The sequence below is a fragment of the Chryseobacterium sp. GTID13 genome (genome assembly GCF_056172655.1).
In genome coordinates this window covers 1,437,787-1,456,982 of the sequence record NZ_JAOCMB010000005.1, presented here as the reverse complement: position 1 = coordinate 1,456,982, position 19,196 = coordinate 1,437,787, and the positions used below count along the sequence as shown (strand labels likewise).

General features: G+C 38.2%; 20 protein-coding genes. 15 read left to right on the top strand and 5 right to left on the bottom strand.

Annotated elements, in window-relative coordinates; all coding sequences use genetic code 11:
* Window positions 1-46: 46 nt before the first annotated feature.
* Window positions 47-238 (top strand): hypothetical protein, encoded by a 192-nt coding sequence (locus N4G44_RS13200; protein ID WP_474928357.1) that lies wholly within the window; start codon window positions 47-49, stop codon window positions 236-238.
* 75 nt (window positions 239-313) lie between these two features.
* On the opposite strand, the gene N4G44_RS13195 is transcribed toward N4G44_RS13200, so the two are convergent.
* A complete protein-coding gene (locus N4G44_RS13195; RefSeq protein ID WP_265130081.1) occupies window positions 314-595 on the bottom strand; it encodes a helix-turn-helix domain-containing protein in 282 nt (93 codons plus the stop codon).
* 744 nt (window positions 596-1,339) lie between these two features.
* On the opposite strand from N4G44_RS13195, the gene N4G44_RS13190 reads away from it, so the two are divergent.
* Complete coding sequence (locus N4G44_RS13190) at window positions 1,340-1,876, top strand: hypothetical protein (protein ID WP_474927547.1); 537 nt, start codon at window positions 1,340-1,342, stop codon at window positions 1,874-1,876.
* Between the two features lie 466 nt (window positions 1,877-2,342).
* On the opposite strand, the gene N4G44_RS13185 is transcribed toward N4G44_RS13190, so the two are convergent.
* The 4 genes from N4G44_RS13185 to N4G44_RS13170 all read right to left on the bottom strand — a co-directional run bounded on the left by N4G44_RS13185 (window position 2,343) and on the right by N4G44_RS13170 (window position 6,919).
* Window positions 2,343-2,927 carry a hypothetical protein gene (locus tag N4G44_RS13185; RefSeq protein WP_474927545.1) on the bottom strand — a complete coding sequence of 195 codons (585 nt, stop codon included), beginning with the start codon at window positions 2,925-2,927 and terminating at the stop codon, window positions 2,343-2,345.
* A gap of 71 nt (window positions 2,928-2,998) precedes the next feature.
* Complete coding sequence (locus N4G44_RS13180) at window positions 2,999-4,744, bottom strand: hypothetical protein (RefSeq protein WP_474927544.1); 1,746 nt, start codon at window positions 4,742-4,744, stop codon at window positions 2,999-3,001.
* Between the two features lie 197 nt (window positions 4,745-4,941).
* Entirely contained in the window at window positions 4,942-5,415 is a 474-nt protein-coding gene (locus N4G44_RS13175) for an SRPBCC family protein (RefSeq protein ID WP_474927543.1), read from the bottom strand.
* A gap of 682 nt (window positions 5,416-6,097) precedes the next feature.
* Window positions 6,098-6,919 carry an alpha/beta fold hydrolase gene (locus tag N4G44_RS13170; protein WP_474927542.1) on the bottom strand — a complete coding sequence of 274 codons (822 nt, stop codon included), beginning with the start codon at window positions 6,917-6,919 and terminating at the stop codon, window positions 6,098-6,100.
* 698 nt (window positions 6,920-7,617) lie between these two features.
* Between N4G44_RS13170 and N4G44_RS13165 the strand changes: the two genes are divergently transcribed.
* The 13 genes from N4G44_RS13165 to pgl all read left to right on the top strand — a co-directional run bounded on the left by N4G44_RS13165 (window position 7,618) and on the right by pgl (window position 19,168).
* Window positions 7,618-8,550, top strand: coding sequence for a ring-cleaving dioxygenase (locus tag N4G44_RS13165; RefSeq protein ID WP_474927541.1), 933 nt, complete (start codon window positions 7,618-7,620; stop codon window positions 8,548-8,550).
* Between the two features lie 92 nt (window positions 8,551-8,642).
* On the top strand, window positions 8,643-8,936 hold the full coding sequence (locus tag N4G44_RS13160) for a GNAT family N-acetyltransferase (RefSeq protein ID WP_474927540.1): 294 nt from the start codon (window positions 8,643-8,645) through the stop codon (window positions 8,934-8,936).
* 97 nt (window positions 8,937-9,033) lie between these two features.
* Window positions 9,034-9,987, top strand: a complete 954-nt coding sequence (locus N4G44_RS13155) for a VOC family protein (protein WP_474927538.1) — start codon at window positions 9,034-9,036, stop codon at window positions 9,985-9,987.
* A gap of 1 nt (window position 9,988) precedes the next feature.
* The gene (locus tag N4G44_RS13150) at window positions 9,989-10,609 is read left to right on the top strand and encodes an alpha/beta hydrolase (protein ID WP_474927535.1); all 621 of its coding nucleotides are present in this window, start codon (window positions 9,989-9,991) and stop codon (window positions 10,607-10,609) included.
* A 74-nt stretch (window positions 10,610-10,683) separates the two neighbouring features.
* Entirely contained in the window at window positions 10,684-11,031 is a 348-nt protein-coding gene (locus tag N4G44_RS13145; protein ID WP_474927533.1) for a cupin domain-containing protein, read from the top strand.
* Between the two features lie 92 nt (window positions 11,032-11,123).
* Window positions 11,124-12,734: a Na+/H+ antiporter gene (locus N4G44_RS13140; protein ID WP_474927531.1), complete on the top strand. Its 1,611-nt coding sequence runs from the start codon at window positions 11,124-11,126 to the stop codon at window positions 12,732-12,734.
* 132 nt (window positions 12,735-12,866) lie between these two features.
* On the top strand, window positions 12,867-13,178 hold the full coding sequence (locus N4G44_RS13135; protein WP_260543814.1) for a hypothetical protein: 312 nt from the start codon (window positions 12,867-12,869) through the stop codon (window positions 13,176-13,178).
* Window positions 13,179-13,187: 9 nt separating this feature from the next.
* Entirely contained in the window at window positions 13,188-13,772 is a 585-nt protein-coding gene (locus tag N4G44_RS13130) for a Crp/Fnr family transcriptional regulator (RefSeq protein WP_474927530.1), read from the top strand.
* Between the two features lie 207 nt (window positions 13,773-13,979).
* The gene (locus N4G44_RS13125; RefSeq protein ID WP_474927528.1) at window positions 13,980-14,372 is read left to right on the top strand and encodes a Rid family hydrolase; all 393 of its coding nucleotides are present in this window, start codon (window positions 13,980-13,982) and stop codon (window positions 14,370-14,372) included.
* Between the two features lie 146 nt (window positions 14,373-14,518).
* Window positions 14,519-15,394: a pirin family protein gene (locus N4G44_RS13120; RefSeq protein ID WP_474927527.1), complete on the top strand. Its 876-nt coding sequence runs from the start codon at window positions 14,519-14,521 to the stop codon at window positions 15,392-15,394.
* Between the two features lie 133 nt (window positions 15,395-15,527).
* Window positions 15,528-16,946: an NADP-dependent phosphogluconate dehydrogenase gene (gene gndA, locus N4G44_RS13115; protein WP_474927526.1), complete on the top strand. Its 1,419-nt coding sequence runs from the start codon at window positions 15,528-15,530 to the stop codon at window positions 16,944-16,946.
* 9 nt (window positions 16,947-16,955) lie between these two features.
* Window positions 16,956-18,437 (top strand): glucose-6-phosphate dehydrogenase, encoded by a 1,482-nt coding sequence (gene zwf / locus N4G44_RS13110; RefSeq protein ID WP_474927524.1) that lies wholly within the window; start codon window positions 16,956-16,958, stop codon window positions 18,435-18,437.
* A 20-nt stretch (window positions 18,438-18,457) separates the two neighbouring features.
* The gene (gene pgl, locus N4G44_RS13105; RefSeq protein ID WP_474927523.1) at window positions 18,458-19,168 is read left to right on the top strand and encodes a 6-phosphogluconolactonase; all 711 of its coding nucleotides are present in this window, start codon (window positions 18,458-18,460) and stop codon (window positions 19,166-19,168) included.
* The last annotated feature ends 28 nt before the right edge of the window (window positions 19,169-19,196 follow it).

Genomic DNA, 19,196 nt, shown 5'->3' with positions numbered 1-19,196 from the left:
TTTCCCTGAATTTTTACAAATTCATCATAGCAATAAATCCCAACAATTGTTGGGATTTATTGTTTTAACTATAAAAAATCCAGCTTACTTACTTTGCTGTTTCTTAGGTGGTTTTAAAGACGGTGTATTTCCTGGTGTCTCCTTATTATCACGCTGGCGTTTATCTGGTTTGCCAGTTGATATTGCTGTTCTTTTTGGTCCTGGTTTAAGCGCCATAATATTAATATTTTGTTGTTAACTAAGTCGAATTTACAAATGATAATTTATATTACTTTACGGCTTTCCGTAAAGCACAAAAAAATCCCAACTCTCGTCAGGATTTTTTTGTTTTAATTTCTTTAATATCGTATTTCTTCTCTTTAATTGGTTCATCAGGTAAGAAGTCTTTGATTGAACACCCTAATGCTATGGCAATTAAATTTAAGTGAATTAAATTATATTTAGCTTTTTTAGAAGGGGCTTCTATCTGTGAAATGAATCCGATATTCTTACCAATCGAAAGAGAGAGTTCTTCTTGAGTAACCCCTTTTGTTTCGCGGATTTCTTTTATACGTTTTATAACAAATCTTTCTATTTCGTCTAATGATTCATTCATAAGTCAAAGTGAATGAAAAACATCAAAAAATATTATGTACTATAGTACATATTTGAAGAATTGTTTTATATTTGTAAAATAAGCTACAAAAAAGTAGCTTTGCGATACTTCAAAGAATAAAAGAAGCTATTGCTTAGAATCTCGTATCAGAAAACTGGTAATTTTTAGCACACGAGAAGATAAGCGGAAGGCTCACGACCTAGGCGTGGGCTCTCTTATCTGTGTGCACGGTATACCAGTACCTCTGATTCAGATATTGTAGAGTCCCATGCCGTTTTATTTTCATGCTGTTCTGTTTTCTACAATGATCTTTTCTAAGCCACTTCATCACATAAAGTATCATGATAAGGTACAATGGAGTGTACAATCCATTGCGGCTTCAGGGCTTTCACGGGAACACAGATTTTATTTTTATAAACCATTAAGAAAAATCATTTTAAACCATTAAGGGAAATGAAGATATAAGATAAGTTAAGTTCCATCAAAGATGGATGAAGCATTTGGCTAAATAAATAGCTTCAGCTATGGTCTTAATGATTCTTAATCCCTAAAACCTATTAATGGTAAAGAATTTATTTTAAACCATTAAGGTAAATGAAGATATTAAGATAAGTTAAGTTCCATCAAAGATGGAAGAAGCATTTGGCTGAATAAATAGCTTCAGCTATGATCTTAATGATTCTTAATCCCTTAAAAATTCTTAATGGTTAAGAAAAAATTCACCTATTAAAAAAATACAAACGCATGAAAAAAGCAAAAACACATTTTGAACCCCGGCTTTGGGAATGCGGCAAGAAGCGCTCCGGACTGCAGCTGATGGAGACGTTTTTCCAGTTCAACGATCTGGCATCCTCTAAAAAACAGTTAAACAGCATTATGAATTACGCTGTAAAAAGAAATACATGGATCAAAGAAGATTCGTCCGTTATTTTTCAGTTTCACCAGTCTATGCGGTCGTTTGTGCGTGCAGGCTATTTCATGATGCTGAAGGAAAAGAAACAGGCGGTAAATACTCAGTTGGAAAATGCTTCTCCATTGGCTCTCGGCCTGCTTTCGGAGAAGGAATACCAAAATCCGCTGCTGGTATTCAGGAAAGCATTCAAAGATTACAGCATACAGGAATTCGATTATTTTATGTCCGGGATGGTTTATTTCTCACTGGGAGCCTACGATAATCTGCCGGAAAGAAATATCGTTATCCCGTACATCCACCTGCTGAAAATGCTGGATGCCGCCCACCTTATTCTTGAGAGGAAAGGGAAGAAGATAAGTACAACTTAGGAAGAGAAATTTTATTAACGCAAAGGCTTATTTTAATAATGCAAAGTTTAGGAAGCAAAGAAGGAATCAATCGAGGATTGATTCGATGAAGCGAACGTTTTATCCATCCGCTTCATCAGCGGTGAAACCGCCACCCTTTGCTTTCTTAAAAATCATCAGGATCTTCAAAAAAACTTTGCGTTAAAAAAGCAATAAGCAAGCGTTTATAAGAGTAGAAATTTTAACGCAAAGGTTTATTTTAATAATGTATAGTTTAGGGAGCAAAGAAGGAATCAATCCTTGATTGATTTGATGAAGCGAGTGTTTTAATAGGCTGCTTCATCAGCGGTGAAACCGCATCCTTTGCTTTCTTAAAATGATAAAGGTGTGATTGGGCCTTTGCGTTTAAGAAAATAAACTTTGTGTACTCTCTAAGCTAAAAAGCCTTTCAGGGAAAACTGAAAGGCTTTTTAATCCGGAGATTTTGTTATTTAAAAATTTCCTGATCGTAAAGAAGATTGTCATCTTCATCGAAACTTATGATCAGTACTCTGTATTGTTTGGCGCTGTCGTTATTAAAGAATTTAATTCTTGGAGGAACGTAATCGCTGTCGAATAAATTGGGATTCCAGTAAAGGGTTTCCCGGGTATCGTTTTCAATTTTCTTTGCAGGATCATCATTATCCAGCATTTCGACAAGAAATTCAGAAGGCTTATCATATCCTTTTATGACCGATGAATTGTTTTTCTGCGCTTCTTTTTCATTGCTTTTGGATTTCATATTCCCTTTCATGGTATAGATGAGTACTGCATCACCAATTAATCCGGCTCCTTTAAGAATTTTTACCATAGCGATATTGTTGACCGGAAGGTTGGCAATCATGGAAGGATCCGTAGGCGTTTCGTCTAAATACAGCTTAGCCTGCTGATTACGGATATAAGGGACGTTAACCCCTGAATTATTCCGTTGAAACGTTAAGCCGGCCGCCCGTCCCTGCAGCCAGTCAAATATATTACTGGATCCGGCAATATGCTGGTCTTCATTCACGAAGTCGAATATAGTGGAATTCATAGAGCTAAACATTCCTGTGGACAATTGTTTGTCCAGCTCTTCTTTGGGATCCTGCTTTTTGCCTACCAGTTTTACTTCTTCAATCTGTACATCAGCATTCTCGATTTTTTTGTGTTTTTCTGAGTGTTGATAGCCCTGGAAATGGTTGAAGAAACGGTTTTATTTTCACCGGCTTTTACTAATTTATATTTTGTCCCCGGGAAACTGCCTTTAAAGGGTACGGGATTTACCAATGGTTCTACAGTGACGAATAAATTATCAGTACCGGATTCTTTATCATTTTCTGAATTCACGAACAACGAAACATTCAGGGGTTCATCATTGTTAATGTTATTTAAATAAGCATATCCGTTTTGATCTGTCATAAACTGATTAATGGAAGGTTCATTTTTACCTAATCTCAATACTAAGTTTACAGGCGTGTTGATCAGCATGGAGCCGTTTTTAATGGGCTTTACCCTGTAAGAAAGATAGGGTTGAGAAATAGTTTTAATGGTGGGCGCAGCTCCGCCAAGTAAGGAATTCCAGTCAAATCTTTGCCAGCTTTCAGAAATAAGGAGTGCATCCAAAGCTTCAGTATTGGCATTTTGATAAAAATATTGTGCGGGACTGTCTATTTTTGAAGTAAAATCTCCCGTTAACCAAAGTGCGCTCAGTATATTTTCTTCTTCCGGGTTCTGGGTGCCGTCGTCTTCACTTACCAAAACGCTATAATGCTTAAAATAAGACTCGGGGGAAAGATCAATGCTGTTAAAAGATCTTGGGGTTTGTTTTATGTTCTGGCCTACAATTTCTGCTTTCTCAATCTTTAAGTTGCCGGGTTTTATAAAACAAAGCCTTTTGGCAACCAGATTGTCCTGGTCATCAAAAATGGCTAATTGCAGAATACCGTTAGCTCCATTGCTTATTTTTGTAGGAATAAGACTTGAAGCTTCGTTGGTTAACTGATTGATATTGGCTTTATACGCCAGGTGATTATTAATGGTTCCTATAATCTTATAATTTTGAAGCTGTTGTTTCAGGTTGACGCCTTTTAAGGTATATTTAATCCCTTCTTTAGAGCTGTACACCTGCAAATTGAGGCCGCTGTCTGCAACCTGAGGTAAATCTATAGTCTGGCTTTTACCTGCATTGTCCTGGATAATTACCTGGTATTTTTTTCCTGAAGCAGGCGTTATTTTAAATGAGGCAATATTTCTGTCAAAAGATTTAAATGTAGTGACAGGGACGTTGGGATTTTGGGTATCTATTACTTTTCCGGACCAGTTTTCCGGCAGGGAAGTGTTGCTGGATAATCTTACGGCAAATTTCGAAGGAACCCCGTTAATGAAAGTTCCGCCTTCCGGAAAGGCTTTTGCAGACCAGTCGGAGCTCTTAGAAATAACCAAAGATTCTTTGGAGCTGGGATTGTACACCGGAATGGTTTTCACCACCTGAAAATCTTCGTTAAAATTGGTCATATAAGGCGTATAAGCTCTTACAAAATACACCTGTTCGGGAAGGTCTTCTTTCAGTTGGAAATCTCCGCTTCCTTCACCATTGGTCAGGAGTACCGTTTTCCAGTCTATAATTTTTTTATCAGAATTGTACAGTTCAACAAATAGAGTAGTAGATAATGCAGAACGGTTGTACCCATCAAATACAAAACTTTTGAACCATATTTTGTCCCCGGCTGCATACTGTGATTTATCGGTAAGTAAGTATACTTTTTCCTGTCCGTAATTATTCTCAAGACTGGTAAGTGCTTTTTCAAGTTTAGTTTGTGCCAGTACAGGCTGTACCATTGAAATAAGCAATACAAAGAACATATTTTTCATAGAAATCTCAACGCATTTTAATTCGGTGCTAATGTAGCAATTTAAAGGGTTTGGGCGTTGATATTTTAGCTTCTTATTTATGAATAAAGAATAATCATATCTTCCAGAATTGATTTTCTGAAACTGGAAACAGGATTCTTTATAACCTTTGGTTTTTGTGCAATTGAAAAGGATATTGTAAATATGACGTTAATCGTCTATGATACCACTTCCGTTGATGACTGCTCTTGATTGAGAAAAGGCTTACCTCTGCCTGTTTCCAGGTACAATTTCAGGCTTGCAGTGAATTGTTTCCATCCGTCTGTGCAGATCTCATAACATTCAATATCGGGATGTAACCCGAGATGGGTAAGATGTAATCCTGTTCCGCCGTTGTTCTCAGTGATTTCCCAAATAATGGTTGTGCCGATCCATTCTTTTTGATTTTTTAATCCTGGAATATTTAACAATGAATCTTCCACATACCATACTACTTTTTTACCGGGAATCAGTTCCTTTACTTTAAACTTTTTAAAAATTTGTTCCCCAAAATGAATGGTAAAAGATTTATCCTGTTCATTTGAAGACCCTTCAAACATCTCTGTCCACCAAAAGGGTATGCCATTGGTCAGGGCACCAAATACGCTTTCCGGGTGAGCATCCAGTTGTACTGTATTATTGTAATTTTCCATATAGATATTTTTAGTTTCCTTAAGGATGTCAGTTTATTTTAAGCAAAATATTTAATGATTGCCTTACAGGGGTTAATTGGCGATATACTGACTCGAATTTATGTTTTAATTTTTTTGTACATCTTGGCATATGGCAAGATTTTATTTTCTAATTTTTTCCCACAAACATAAAGCATCTGTGTAATCTGTGAGATCTGTGGGAATAAAAAACAAGTTGAATCACATAATGGTTTTCTAATTTTTCCCACGGATTTCACAGATTACACGAATGATTGGTTTATAATTTTGTACTCTGAATAAAGCATAGTATAAACATTTGTGCAAATTCGTGAGATCTGTGGCAATAAAAAACGAATGTCGAATCACATAATGGTTTTCTAATTTTTTTCCACGGATTTCACAGATTACACGAATGATTACTTCATAATTTTAGTATTTTAAATAAAGTATAGCATAAACATTTGTGCAAATTCGTGAGATCTGTGGGAAATAAAAACGGATGGTGAATCACATAACAGTTTTCTAATTTTCTTGCCACGAATTTCACAGATTACACGAATGATTGATCATGATTTTGTATTCTGAATAAAATATAGCATAAACATCTGTGCAAATTAGATCTGTGGGAAAATAAAAAAAGGCGAATCACAAGATTCACCTTTTCTATAATATAATAAGTTCGTTACGCCTGGATAAATTCCAAAAGGTCCTTATTGATGGTTTGATGCTCTGTAGTCGGCATACCGTGTGGGAAACCCGGATATGTAATCAGCTTCCCGTTCTTCAGTAATTTTGCAGATTTGATGGCCGAATTTTCAATCGGAACAATCTGATCATCTTCTCCGTGAAGAACCAATACCGGAATATCTACAGCTTTTAAATCCTCAGTTAAGTCTGTTTCTGAAAAGGCTTTGATTCCATCATAATGAGCTACGATTCCTCCCATCAGTCCCTGTCTCCACCAGTTTCTCTGGATGCCATCTTTTACATCAGCACCTTCTCTGTTGTATCCGTAGAAAGGAAAAGTCAGGTCATAATAAAACTGGTTTCTGTTATTCATGGTTTGTTCCCTGATGTTGTCGAAAACTTCCATCGGAACACCGTCAGGATTGTTTTCGCTCTTAACCATTACCGGTGGAATAGCACTGATCAGTACTGCTTTTTTCGCTCTTCCGTTGGAATATTTATTGACATAACGGATCACTTCACCACCACCTGTAGAGTGGCCAATGTGAACTACGTCTTTCAGATCCAGAAATTCTACCAGCTCAGCGGCATCAGAAGCGTACTGCTCAATCGTATGATTGTAAATATTCTGGCTGGAACGTCCGTGGCCTCTTCTGTCGTGTGTTACCACTCTGTATCCTCTCTGAAGGAAGAAAATTACCTGTGCATCCCAATCGTCTGATGACAATGGCCATCCGTGGTGAAACATTAGTACAGGACCTTCTCCCTGGTCTTTATAAAAAATTTCTGTTCCGTCTTTTAATTTTAATGTGCTCATAATTTAATTTTTTTAAGTTGTTGATAATATTTATTTGTTTTCTTTCTTAATTCTTTAGCAAATTTAGTGAGGTTTTCTTTTGTAAAAATTAAACTAGATTAATTTCCGTTCATTTTGACGAAAAAAATTGCAAAATGTGGAATTATGCTCTTAAACCTTGATAAGAGCCTTCACTTTTCTATTCTTTATATGTTTTGGTCTTCGCATGTCACTCTGAATTTGTCGAAGAATCTTTTAAATAAGGTTGTGGGAGATTCGTTATACTTAAAATTGAATATATACTATATAAAGAAGATTCATCATATAGAAGAACCCCTTTACCTATTATTCTAAATATTTTCTATATAATAAATACCGGCTCACATCTATATTATTCTGAGTTTGAAGATGTTTAAACTTTCATTTTAAAACACTTTAGTTCACTTAAGTAAGTTTAAAATGATTCCGAAGAAAAGTTCACAGGATGAAAATCAAAGATTTTCACAAAACTTAAGTGTACTTATTATGCATAAAGCCTGGCCCTAAAAAAACTTAAGTGATTAAAAATAATCAATATGAAAGCTTTGTGACTTTTGTAAAGTTTAAACAACTTTTTAAAAAAAACAAAACCACCCAAAATGTAATTTATTAAACTAGTTAAATGTGCAGCATTTCCTGTCGCCATACATTTGTCATATAAAAATTAAACAATCAACAAAATGGAAAATAGAATATTAGGACTGCACCATATTACAGCAATTGCAGACAACGCAAAAAGAAATTTAGATTTTTACACTCAGGTTTTAGGCGTAAGGCTGGTAAAGAAAACCGTTAATTTTGATGATCCGGGAACGTATCACTTTTATTTTGGAAACGAAGAAGGCACCCCGGGAACGATCCTGACTTTCTTTCCGTGGGAAGGAATTGGTAAGGGAACCAACGGCTCCGGTCTGGCAACCCACATCGGATATTCCGTTCCAAAAGGAAGCCTGGATTTCTGGAAAAACAGGTTGACACAATTCAACGTTGCGGTTGAAGAAGGTGAAATTTTCGGCGAAAAACTGATTTCATTCACAGATCCTGATGGCTTACAGCTACAGTTCATCGAATCTTCAACACCTGATGACAGAAAAGTCTGGACAACAGATGATATTAAGGATGAAAATGCTTTGAAAGGATTCCACAACATCACTTTAACCCTGAAAAAAGCAGATCCTACCATTAAAGTTTTAACGGATATTTTCGGATACGATTTACAGAAACATGAAGGTGAAAGATATCGTTTTGCCACAGATGCCATTGAAACAGCCAATCTTGTTGACATCATCGAAAATGATAAGATTTCAGCAGGAAGAAATGCGGCAGGAACCAACCACCACGTTGCATTCAGGGTAAAAGACGACAATGTTTTAATGGAATTCCGTGAAAAAGTATTGTCTGCAGGACTAAACATCACTCCGAAAATCGACAGAGATTACTTCTACTCCTTGTATTTCCGTGAACCGGGCGGTGTTTTATTTGAAATTGCAACAGATAACCCCGGATTCACAGTAGACGAACCTTTAAATGAATTAGGAACAAATTTAAAGCTTCCAAAACAGCACGAAGGATTACGTGAAAAAATAGAAGAAGTATTACCGAAGTTATCATAGGTCATCCCTCAATTTTTATAAGTTTTATATTTTAGCAATAAGCAATAAGCAATAAGCAATAAGCAATAAGCAATAAGCAATAAAAAAAACAAATGGAAACAACAAAAGTAGTTTTAGGAAACGTAAAAGGAGAAGTTCAGCTTTTCTCAGATGATAAAAAAATAGGTAAAATGGACATCTCGGTCATTGGAAATAAGCTAACCGTTTATCACACTGAGGTTGATGATGAATACGCAGGAAACGGTTTTGCTAAATTATTACTCAACCAGCTGGTATCATATGCCAGAGAGAATGATTTGAAGATCGTACCACTGTGTCCTTACGTTCACGCCCAATTCAAACGTCACCCAGAAGAATACAATGATGTTTGGTTAAAAGAAGATTAATCTAAACATCTATAACATTAAAAACCCAAAACTTTAAGCCAAAACTCGGAACCCAAAACCCGGAACCCGCAACATTAAACCCGAAACCCCAACGACTATGTCACTCATCACAGGCCTTCACCACGTTACCGCCGTTACCGGCGACACCCAGGAAAATATAGACTTTTACACCGGAGTTTTAGGACTTCGGCTGGTAAAAACAACTGTCAATTTTGATTATTCCGAGGTTTACCATTTCTATTTCGGAGACGAATTCGGAACGCCCGGAACCATTATGACCACTTTTCCTTACGGTAAAGGATTGGTGAACGGAAGGCATGGAAAAGGAATGCTGAATACAACGGCTTTTTCACTGTCTATCGATGCTTTGGATTACTGGACGAACCGTTTGGAGCAGTTTAATATCCCGTTTAAGCAGCCTCAGCAAAGATTTTCCGGTGAAGTTTTTATGTATCTGGAAGATTTTGACGGATTGGGTCTCGAATTGGTTTTCAATGATAAAGATGACAGAAAGGGCTACTACAACGGATTTATTCCGAAAGATTATGCCATTAAAGGAATTCACCACGTTGAAATCTGGCTGGATGCCTACGAAAGGACAGCAGCATTGTTAACCACTCAAATGGATCATCAGTTAATAGCCGAAAGCTCAGACAGATTCAGGTTCGGAACGGAAAATAAACCCGGGAAGTATGTTGATCTGCTTTGCACGCCCAATGCATTGAAAGGTCTGGCGGGAAGGGGAACAGTTCATCATGTTGCTTTTGCCACGCCGAATGCAGAAACCCAGCTTGAAATGATTGAAAAATTAAATAAATTCGGATTGCAGCATACCGAAGTGAAAGACAGGAAATACTTTACATCCGTCTATTTCAAAGAACCGGGCGGGGTTTTATTCGAAATTGCCACTTCAGGTCCGGGCTTCGACATAGATGAGGAATTGGCCTCTTTGGGAGAACATTTAAGCCTGCCGTCACAATTTGAAGAGAAAAGAGAACATTTGGTGGAAGTTTTACCAAAATTTAATTATCCAACAGAAAAATACAGATAAAATGAGCCATATTTTAGATATAAAAACAGGAGGAAAATCATTGAATGAAGCTGAAAAAGTTTTAATAATGATTCACGGCAGAGGCGGAAGCGCACAGGATATTTTGACTTTGTCGCAACATTTGAATGTGGAAGATTATGCATTATTGGCGCCACAGGCCACCAATGGAACCTGGTATCCTTTTTCATTCATGGCTCCTGTTGAGCAAAACGAGCCCTGGTTATCATCAGCTGTTGAAACTGTCGGAAAAACTGTTCAAACTGCTTTGGATGCAGGAATAAAAGCTGAAAATATTTACTTTTTCGGGTTTTCGCAGGGAGCATGTTTAACACTTGAATTTTTGGCAAGAAATGCGCAGAAATTTGGTGGTGCGGCAGCAATTATCGGTGGAGTGATCGGTGAAAAAATCAACCGTGAACATTATAAAGGCGATTTTGCCCAGACTCCGGTTTTCCTGGGAACCAGCAATCCGGATTTTCATGTTCCGGTGGAAAGGGTGTACGCAACTGCCAATATTTTAAAGGAAATGAATGCCGATGTTACGGAAAAGGTGTATGCTAATTTCGGGCATTCTATCAATCAGGAAGAAATAGAACTGGCGAATTCTATTGTTTTCAAATAATTAAATTATCTGCCACGAATACACGAATTAAATTATTAGTGCATTCGTGGCATAATAAAAGAAAGTATATTAGCATGAAAATCACAAGAATCTTCAGCGACATTAACGGCGATTCTCACTTTGAAGACATTGAAATCCCATTGGTCAATCAGGGAGACATTGGATTTTTGTCTGATGATATCAGTGTCAGAAAACTACAATTCAGAAAAGTTTCTGCCGGCTATAATTACGATTTTCATCATGCACCTCAGAGGCAATACATTGTACTTTTAGATGGTGGTGTCGAGATAGAAACCTCGTTAGGAGAAATCAGGCGGTTTCAAACCGGAGAAATCCTTTTGGTAGAAGATACTTCCGGTAAAGGCCATAAAACCAAAAATCTTGAAAAGAAGGAAAGAACCTCAATCTTTATTCATTTGTAAAAGAAACAAGAAACAAGAAACAAGAAACAAGAAATTGAAGCTAGACATCAAATTATAATTTAACTTCGACATCGGAGATCTAACAAAAAACCATGCACGAACAACTTCTTTTAATTCTCGGACTTTTAATCATTGTAATGCTTCTGGTAATGCTTGCACAGCGTATCAGGATTGCTTATCCTATATTCCTGGTACTGGCAGGCCTGGGAATCAGCCTTATTCCGGGTGTTCCGGTTCTGCAGCTGGATCCCGATATTATTTTCCTGATTTTCCTGCCGCCATTATTGTACGAAGCCGCCTGGTACACCTCTTGGAACGATTTCTGGAAATGGAAACGCACCATCGGATTACTGGCTTTCGGATTGGTTTTCCTGACGTCCATTGTGGTAGCATTCGCTTCACAGGCGCTGATTCCGGGCTTTACTTTGGCAATGGGATTTTTGCTGGGCGGAATTGTTTCTCCACCTGATGCAATTGCAGCAACAACGGTTTTAAAAGGCCTGAAAGTTCCGAAACGTACCATCGCAATGCTGGAAGGCGAAAGCTTAATCAATGATGCTTCTTCACTGATCGTCTTCAGGTTTGCTTTAGCAGCTGTCATGACGGGAATGTTTTCGATGCAGGAAGCAACGGGGCAATTTTTCCTTGTAGCAGGAATGGGAGTTGTGGTAGGAATTGCAGGAGCCCACGTTTTTTACGCCATTCACCGGTTTTTGCCGACAACTCCGGCAATTGATGCTGCGCTGACGGTAATTACGCCTTACGTTTTATTTTTAGCAGCTGAACATTTTCATTATTCGGGAGTAATGGCCGTGGTAAGCGGCGGACTGTTTATGTCGTTCCGTTCCCATGAAATTTTCAAAACCGGAATGACCAGAATCAATATGACAGGCGTTTGGAATACCTTAATTTTTGTGATGAACGCTCTGGTTTTTGTACTGATCGGTTTGGAACTTCCGGATATTATTAACGGTTTGGGTAAAACCTCTTTGATGGAAGGAATAAAATATGGCCTGATTATCAGTTTCATCGTCATCGTAGTGCGTCTTTTATGGATTTACCCTGTAGCGCATGTACCAAGATGGCTGAGTAAAAAGATAAGAAAAGATCCAAGCCCGGGATGGAAAAACCCTCTGATCATCGGTTGGGCAGGCATGCGTGGCGTTGTTTCACTGGCAACAGCCTTGTCGATTCCGGTAATGATGAATGATGAAACCGCTTTTCCGATGCGGAATCTGATTATTTTTATCACCTTTGTTGTTATTTTTGTTACTTTGGTTTTCCAGGGATTGACACTGCCATTGATTATCAGCCTGACAAAAATCGGGGAAATAGACCCAATTTTGCCGGCTCATGAACAACAGGCCAGTATCCAGATCAGGCTGGATAACCTTGCCGTCAACCGGTTGAATGAAAAATACCAGTCCAGTCTGGAAACCAACAGCCTGGTGGAGAATTTTAAAAATGCCATTGAAAACGATATTGTACAGCAGCAAAGTCACCTCGAATCATTGGAAATGTGCACCAACAGGCGAAATGACCTGAATGAATACCACGAAATCATGCTTGATATTTTTGCTTTGCAGCGAAAAGAACTATTTAAGATTAAGCGGGAAAAAGAGTTCAGCGACGATGAAATCCGGAAAGCAGAATCCCAACTGGATCTGAATGAATTAAGGATTACCGGAAACAAACATTTGTAAAATAGAGCTGTTTCTTAGCCCTGATAGTAACGGCATCCTTTTTTCGCGGATGGAATAAGGCAGCTGGAAAAAAGATAGAGTGGATAGCAGGAATCAGCTCCTAAAAAAATAACTTTGATACAACCATTAAAAATGAAGACATTAAATTTTTTAGTCATTGGAAAAAATCAGGAAATTCTTGAAACATTAAAGAGAATCATCGAAAATAATGACGGCTGGAAAGCGGAAATCCAGAGTGATGAAACGGTTTGCCAGGATTATATTAAAGAAAATGAGGTAGATATTGTTTTGCTGAGCTCAGGATTGGATGAGGAGTTTGAAAATGAGATCAAAACTTTTTGTGAAAACATCAGCAAAGATGTAAAGGTAATTGACCATTATGGCGGTGGTAGCGGGCTTTTGAAGAACGAAGTTTACACACTTTTCCCTAATTTGCAGCCGTAAAATAAATTTATGTTTCAAAATATCATCAAAAACATCTCGCGATTTGTCACGCTAACCCCGGAAGAAGAAAAAATTTATGAAGACCTGCTGACGCTTCAGAAATTTCCCAAAAAGACACTTTTGCTTCGTGAAGGAGAGATTTGCCAGTTCGAAGGCTTTATAAAAGAAGGCTGTGTACGTACCTATTATCTTGATGAAAATGGTTTTGAAGTGACCCTTCTGTTTGCCGTTGAAGACTGGTGGATTACCGATATCGCTTCATTTAACAACCAGACACCGTCTAAAATTTTCATCGAGACCCTGGAAGACACCGAAATTTATATGCTCAATCCGCAAACAAAAGAAGAACTGATGCAGAAAGTTCCGAAGTTTGAGAGAGCCTTCCGATTGATGATGCAGCGGTATGTAGTTACCCTGCAAAACCGCTTGGTGAACACTATTTCCCAGCCGGCGACAGACCGTTACCTGGAATTTATCAGGGTATATCCCACCATTCCGCAGCGTGTGGCGCAATATTATATAGCTTCCTATCTTGGAGTTTCTAAAGAATTTGTAAGTACGATCAGAAAACGTCTTGCCAATAAAAATAAATGATACATCCTCAAATTTCCCCTCCAGTGGAGGGTAGTGAAAATTCAAAGAATTTTTGACGAGGTGGTTTATACGTACAGTGTAGGCCACCTTTTTGTTTGTGAACTTTGAATTTAGCCAAATTTCAAATAATTTCATTTATTAAACTGGTTAAATTTCTAAGATTTCTTACTGTTTTACATTTGCTTTATTAATTTAAACAATAAAAAAATGTCACAGGAAAATAAAACAGCAGAAGGCTTCGGAATGCCTTGGGAAGATATTTACGGATACGCACAGGCGGTAAGAAAAGGAGATACAGTGTGGATTTCCGGTCAGTTAGGTCACAACGAAAAAGGTGAATTGGTTGAAGGAATGGAAGCACAGATGAAACAAACCTATACAAATATCAAAGAATTATTGTCAAGATATAATATGACGATGGAAAATGTGGTAGAAGAAGTGATCTATGCAATGGATATGACGACAGCATTTGAGGCGAGAAAAAATCTTAAAGCAGATGTATATACCAATCCCAAGTCTGTTGCCAGTACAATGGTCGGAGTAAGCGGACTTGCATTGCCGGGACAACTTGTCGAAATTAAAATTGTGGCGACTGTATAAGTTTTCAGCCTTGAATTTTTGATCCTTTTGTTTTTAATACAAAAGACTTATTATTTTCTAAAGAGCATTTATTAAACTAGTTAAATGTATATTATTTTCTATCATCCTAAATTTGCTTCATCAAAACAAAATAAACAACAACAGATATGGACAGAAAAGATTTTTTAAAGAAAGGATTATTGGGAACAGGAATGTTTGTAGCCTCCGCTTCATTGGGCAACACAATGAAAAACGAGATCGACGAAATTGAACCGCTAGAACCTATCGGGTATAACCATTTACCGAATACCGATTCAAAAATTAAAGACAATTCTGTACTTCACAAGGCAGATTCCAGAGGAAAAGCTGACCATGGCTGGCTGGTAAGTAACCATACGTTCAGTTTTGCCAATTATCACAACCCGGAAAGAATGCATTTCGGAGTTTTACGAGTTCTGAATGATGATAAGGTGGAAGCTGGAAGAGGCTTCGGAACACATCCGCACGATAATATGGAAATCATCAGTATTCCGCTGGAAGGCGATCTGGAACATAAAGATAGTATGGGAAATTCGGCAATTATCAGGAGCGGAGACATACAGGTTATGAGCGCCGGAACCGGGATCATGCACAGCGAATTCAATAAAAATAATGACAGCCTGGTGAAGTTTCTCCAAATCTGGGTATATCCTAACAAGAGAAATGTAACCCCGAGATATGATCAGATCACTTTAGATAAAACAAAAGGGCAGAACGGGTTTCAGCAGATTCTTTCTCCGAATGCTGATGACGAAGGAGTATGGATCCATCAGGATGCCTGGTTCCACTTGGGGAATTTTGAAAATAATATCGAAACCCATTACCAGGTTAAGAAAAAAGGAAACGGAGTTTATGCTTTTATTCTGAAAGGAAGTGCGGAAATCGAAGGCCAGAAAGTGGAAACAAGAGACGGCTTCGGGGTTTGGGATATTTCCGGTCTGAACATTAAATCAACTTCAGAGAATACAGAGATTTTATTAATGGAAGTTCCGATGACGATGTAATTAACTTGAATATTTTAGTTTTTTATGTATTAAAACTATGATAGCAATCGAAAGAAATTACGGATATTTTTTTTACTGGTATGCATTTCCGTAATTTTATCGACTGTAAAAATTAAATAAATCTTAAGTAAGAATGGAAAAGTATAATTACGGGGTCATTGGGCTCGGAGTAATGGGAAGAAACCTGCTTTACAATATTGCCGATAACGGTTTTTCTACAGCAGGATTCGATTTGGATGAGGAAAAAGTAAAAGAGCTTCATAACGGGGCAACTCCGGGAACCCAGGTGAAAGGAACAGCTTCTCTGGAAGACTTTGTATCCGCTTTGGAAAGTCCGAGGAAGATCATTTTAATGGTTCCTGCAGGAAAACCGGTAGATGCCGTTCTGGAAAATATTACACCGCTTCTCAGCCCGAAAGATATTGTGGTTGATGCCGGAAATTCTTATTTCAAAGATACCGAGAGACGTATTGCTGATTTAGCTTCTAAGAACCTGCATTTTATGGGAATGGGTGTTTCCGGCGGAGAGCAGGGGGCAAGAAGGGGACCGAGTATTATGCCCGGTGGAGACCTGGAAGCTTTTACTTTGCTTAAGCCTATGTTGGAACTGATTGCAGCAAAAGTAAACGGGGAAGCCTGTACTGCTTATATGGGCAAAGGTTCCGCAGGAAACTATGTGAAAATGGTTCACAACGGTATAGAATATGCCATCATGCAGCTGATCAGTGAAGCTTACGACTTGTTGAGAAAAGGTGCAAACCTGAACAACGATCAGTTATACGAAGTTTTCAAAAAATGGAATGAAGGCGAAATGAATTCTTTCCTGATTGAAATCACAAGAGATATTTTCAAGCAAAAAGATGATTTGGCAGATGGTTTTCTGGTCGATCATATTTTAGACAAAGCCGGTGCAAAAGGAACCGGAAAATGGACTTCCGAGCAGGCAATGGAAATTGGTGTTTCTATTCCGACCATCGATATCGCGGTAACTTCAAGAATTTTATCCGCATATAAAGAGGAAAGAGTGAAAGCCTCTCAGTTATATGCTAAGGAAGAAATTATCAAGCCGGAAAATACAGAATTATTCATCCAGGAAGTGGGCGATGCGTTGTACCTGGCTACTTTAATCAGCTATGCACAAGGTTTGGCACTGCTCGTAAAAGCTTCTGAAGAATACCAGTTTGAAATTCCGTTGAAAGACGTTGTCAAAATCTGGAGAGGTGGATGCATCATCCGTTCTGTTTTATTGGAAACGTTCTATTCGGCTTATACGCAGGATCCAGGGTTATCTAATATTTTATTGAATCAGGAAATTTCCGGAATTGTAAAGTCTAAAATTAAGTCTTTAAGAAAAACAGCGGCTTTTGCTGTGTCAAACGGAATTCCAAGTTTAGGGCTTCAAACCACTTTAGGATATTTTGATGCATATACCACAGAATCTTTACCTGTGAATCTTATTCAGGCACAGCGTGATTATTTTGGAGCACACACCTACCAAAGAGTGGATAGAGAGGGAGTTTTTCACACTTCATGGCAAAACGTAAATAACTAAAACCGGAAAATGAGCGACAATACAATCCTGCACCCTACAACTATTGTTATTTTTGGTGCAACGGGAGATCTGGCCAAAAGAAAGCTTTTTCCTGCATTTTACAATTTATATATTGATGGCAGAATGCCAAAAGGCTTCAATATTCTGGCTTTAGGAAGAGCTGAAAATACAGACGAAAATTTTAGAAATTATATTAAAGAAAATCTGAAAAGCTTTTCAAGGAAGAATGTTACCACAGAAGACTGGGCTGGTTTCCAGGCACACATTTCTTATTTTCAGCATCAGCTGGATGAAGAAGATTCCTATAAAAACCTGTCCCAGAAACTGGAAAATTTTGATAAGGTTTACGGGACAAGAGGCAACAGGCTTTTCTACCTGTCGATTGCACCGAATTTTGTGTCCGTTATTTCCAATCATATCAAGAATACCTCTATAGCTTCTGATCCTGAAAAAGACCGGATTATCATCGAGAAACCTTTTGGTCACAATAAAGAGTCTGCCATAGAATTGAACAATCTTCTTTCGCAAACCTTTAAGGAAGAGCAGATTTACCGTATCGATCATTATCTGGGTAAGGAAACCGTTCAGAATATTTTGGCATTCAGGTTCGGAAATTCAATCTTTGAGCCTTTGTGGAATCACAGGCATATTGAATCTGTGCAGATTACTGTTGCAGAAGAAGTTGGTGTAGAGACCAGAGCGAGTTTTTATGAGCAGACAGGTGCTTTGCGTGACATGATCCAGAACCATCTTTTGCAGATCCTTTGCATGGTTGCCATGGAGCCGCCGGTTTCGCTGGAATCTGGGGAGATCAGGGACCGTAAAGTAGATGTTTTAAAATCAATCCGCAGGATTTCACCGGACAAAGTAGATCATTATGCAGTGAGAGGGCAGTACGGAAGAGGAAAGGTAAACGGTATCAAAGTAAACGGTTACCGCCAGGAAGAAGGAATTGCCCCTGATTCCAATACAGAAACATTTGCCGCTATAAAATTCTACCTGGATAACGAAAGATGGGAAAACGTTCCTTTCTACGTTCGTACAGGAAAGAAAATGAAAGAAAAGCATTCCTATATTACCATTCAGTTTAAGCCCCTTCCGCATTCTACATTTTCGGAAAGTTCATCCCTTTTATCCGCTAACCGTCTGACTATTAATATCCAGCCGCAAATGGATATCAGGTTACTGTTTATGTCAAAAAAACCGGGACTTTCATTAGAATTAAAGCCTGTGGAAATGATTTTTGATAATTTCGCCTGCCAGACCGATACTCCTGAAGCTTATGAAACCTTGTTGCTAGAAGCGCTTATAGGAGATCTTACCCTGTTTATGCGTTCCGATCAGGTAGAAGAGGCGTGGGATGTTGTAAAAACCATTCAGGAAACCTGGGAAAAAACCAAGGATCCTTCTTTCCCCAATTATGAAGCGGGAAGCTGGGGACCTGAAGACAGTAATGCGCTGGTAGAAAGACAGGGGCACCAATGGGTTTAATTTGAATTAAAAAAGTAAAAATGAATATTACAGCATTTGATGATCTGAATACCTTATATAAAAAAGCGGCAGATACCTTTGTTGAGCTTTCCGGAAAATCTATCCTGAAACATGACAAATTTTTTGTTGCCTTAAGCGGCGGTTCTTCTCCGAAGGCTATTTTCAGTCTCTTGGCGACTCAGGAATACGCAGAAAAGGTAGAATGGAATAAGGTCTATTTCTTTTGGGTAGATGAAAGATGGGTTTCCCTTGATGATGAAAAGAGCAATGCGAAAATGACTTTCGAAACACTTCTTGATAAAGTTCCTGTTAATAAGGATCACATTTTCCCGATGTATAAAGACGGAATCGAACCTGAAGATTATGCTAAAGAATATGAAACGCAGATCCGAAATGTTTTGGGAGCTGATGGCATTTTCGATTTTATCCTTTTAGGAATGGGCGACGACGGCCACACGGCTTCTTTGTTTCCGGGTGAAAAAATCCTGCACGAAAAAGAAAAATGGGTAGATGCTTATTATCTGAAACCTCAGGAAATGTTCAGAATTACACTGACTGCGCCCATTATCAATAAAGCTGAGAACATCCTGATTATCACATTCGGTACTTCTAAAAAGCATGCTTTGAATGAAGTCTTGAACGGAGAATACAATCCGGAGATGTATCCGCTTCAGTTAATTGAGAAGAGAAACGGAGTTCAGCTTTTCACTGATAAAGAGGCTGGTGCTTGATGCTGTAAAATGATTTCTGCCGTTCCCA

Excerpts from the sequence above, each read along its gene's own strand:
- N4G44_RS13195 (WP_265130081.1), bottom strand. The coding sequence starts at position 595 with ATGAATGAATCATTAGACGAAATAGAAAGATTTGTTATAAAACGTATA.
- N4G44_RS13190 (WP_474927547.1), top strand. The coding sequence starts at position 1,340 with ATGAAAAAAGCAAAAACACATTTTGAACCCCGGCTTTGGGAATGCGGC.
- N4G44_RS13185 (WP_474927545.1), bottom strand. The coding sequence starts at position 2,927 with ATGAATTCCACTATATTCGACTTCGTGAATGAAGACCAGCATATTGCC.
- N4G44_RS13180 (WP_474927544.1), bottom strand. The coding sequence starts at position 4,744 with ATGAAAAATATGTTCTTTGTATTGCTTATTTCAATGGTACAGCCTGTA.
- N4G44_RS13175 (WP_474927543.1), bottom strand. The coding sequence starts at position 5,415 with ATGGAAAATTACAATAATACAGTACAACTGGATGCTCACCCGGAAAGC.
- N4G44_RS13170 (WP_474927542.1), bottom strand. The coding sequence starts at position 6,919 with ATGAGCACATTAAAATTAAAAGACGGAACAGAAATTTTTTATAAAGAC.
- N4G44_RS13165 (WP_474927541.1), top strand. The coding sequence starts at position 7,618 with ATGGAAAATAGAATATTAGGACTGCACCATATTACAGCAATTGCAGAC.
- N4G44_RS13160 (WP_474927540.1), top strand. The coding sequence starts at position 8,643 with ATGGAAACAACAAAAGTAGTTTTAGGAAACGTAAAAGGAGAAGTTCAG.
- N4G44_RS13155 (WP_474927538.1), top strand. The coding sequence starts at position 9,034 with ATGTCACTCATCACAGGCCTTCACCACGTTACCGCCGTTACCGGCGAC.
- N4G44_RS13150 (WP_474927535.1), top strand. The coding sequence starts at position 9,989 with ATGAGCCATATTTTAGATATAAAAACAGGAGGAAAATCATTGAATGAA.
- N4G44_RS13145 (WP_474927533.1), top strand. The coding sequence starts at position 10,684 with ATGAAAATCACAAGAATCTTCAGCGACATTAACGGCGATTCTCACTTT.
- N4G44_RS13140 (WP_474927531.1), top strand. The coding sequence starts at position 11,124 with ATGCACGAACAACTTCTTTTAATTCTCGGACTTTTAATCATTGTAATG.
- N4G44_RS13135 (WP_260543814.1), top strand. The coding sequence starts at position 12,867 with ATGAAGACATTAAATTTTTTAGTCATTGGAAAAAATCAGGAAATTCTT.
- N4G44_RS13130 (WP_474927530.1), top strand. The coding sequence starts at position 13,188 with ATGTTTCAAAATATCATCAAAAACATCTCGCGATTTGTCACGCTAACC.
- N4G44_RS13125 (WP_474927528.1), top strand. The coding sequence starts at position 13,980 with ATGTCACAGGAAAATAAAACAGCAGAAGGCTTCGGAATGCCTTGGGAA.
- N4G44_RS13120 (WP_474927527.1), top strand. The coding sequence starts at position 14,519 with ATGGACAGAAAAGATTTTTTAAAGAAAGGATTATTGGGAACAGGAATG.
- gndA (WP_474927526.1), top strand. The coding sequence starts at position 15,528 with ATGGAAAAGTATAATTACGGGGTCATTGGGCTCGGAGTAATGGGAAGA.
- zwf (WP_474927524.1), top strand. The coding sequence starts at position 16,956 with ATGAGCGACAATACAATCCTGCACCCTACAACTATTGTTATTTTTGGT.
- pgl (WP_474927523.1), top strand. The coding sequence starts at position 18,458 with ATGAATATTACAGCATTTGATGATCTGAATACCTTATATAAAAAAGCG.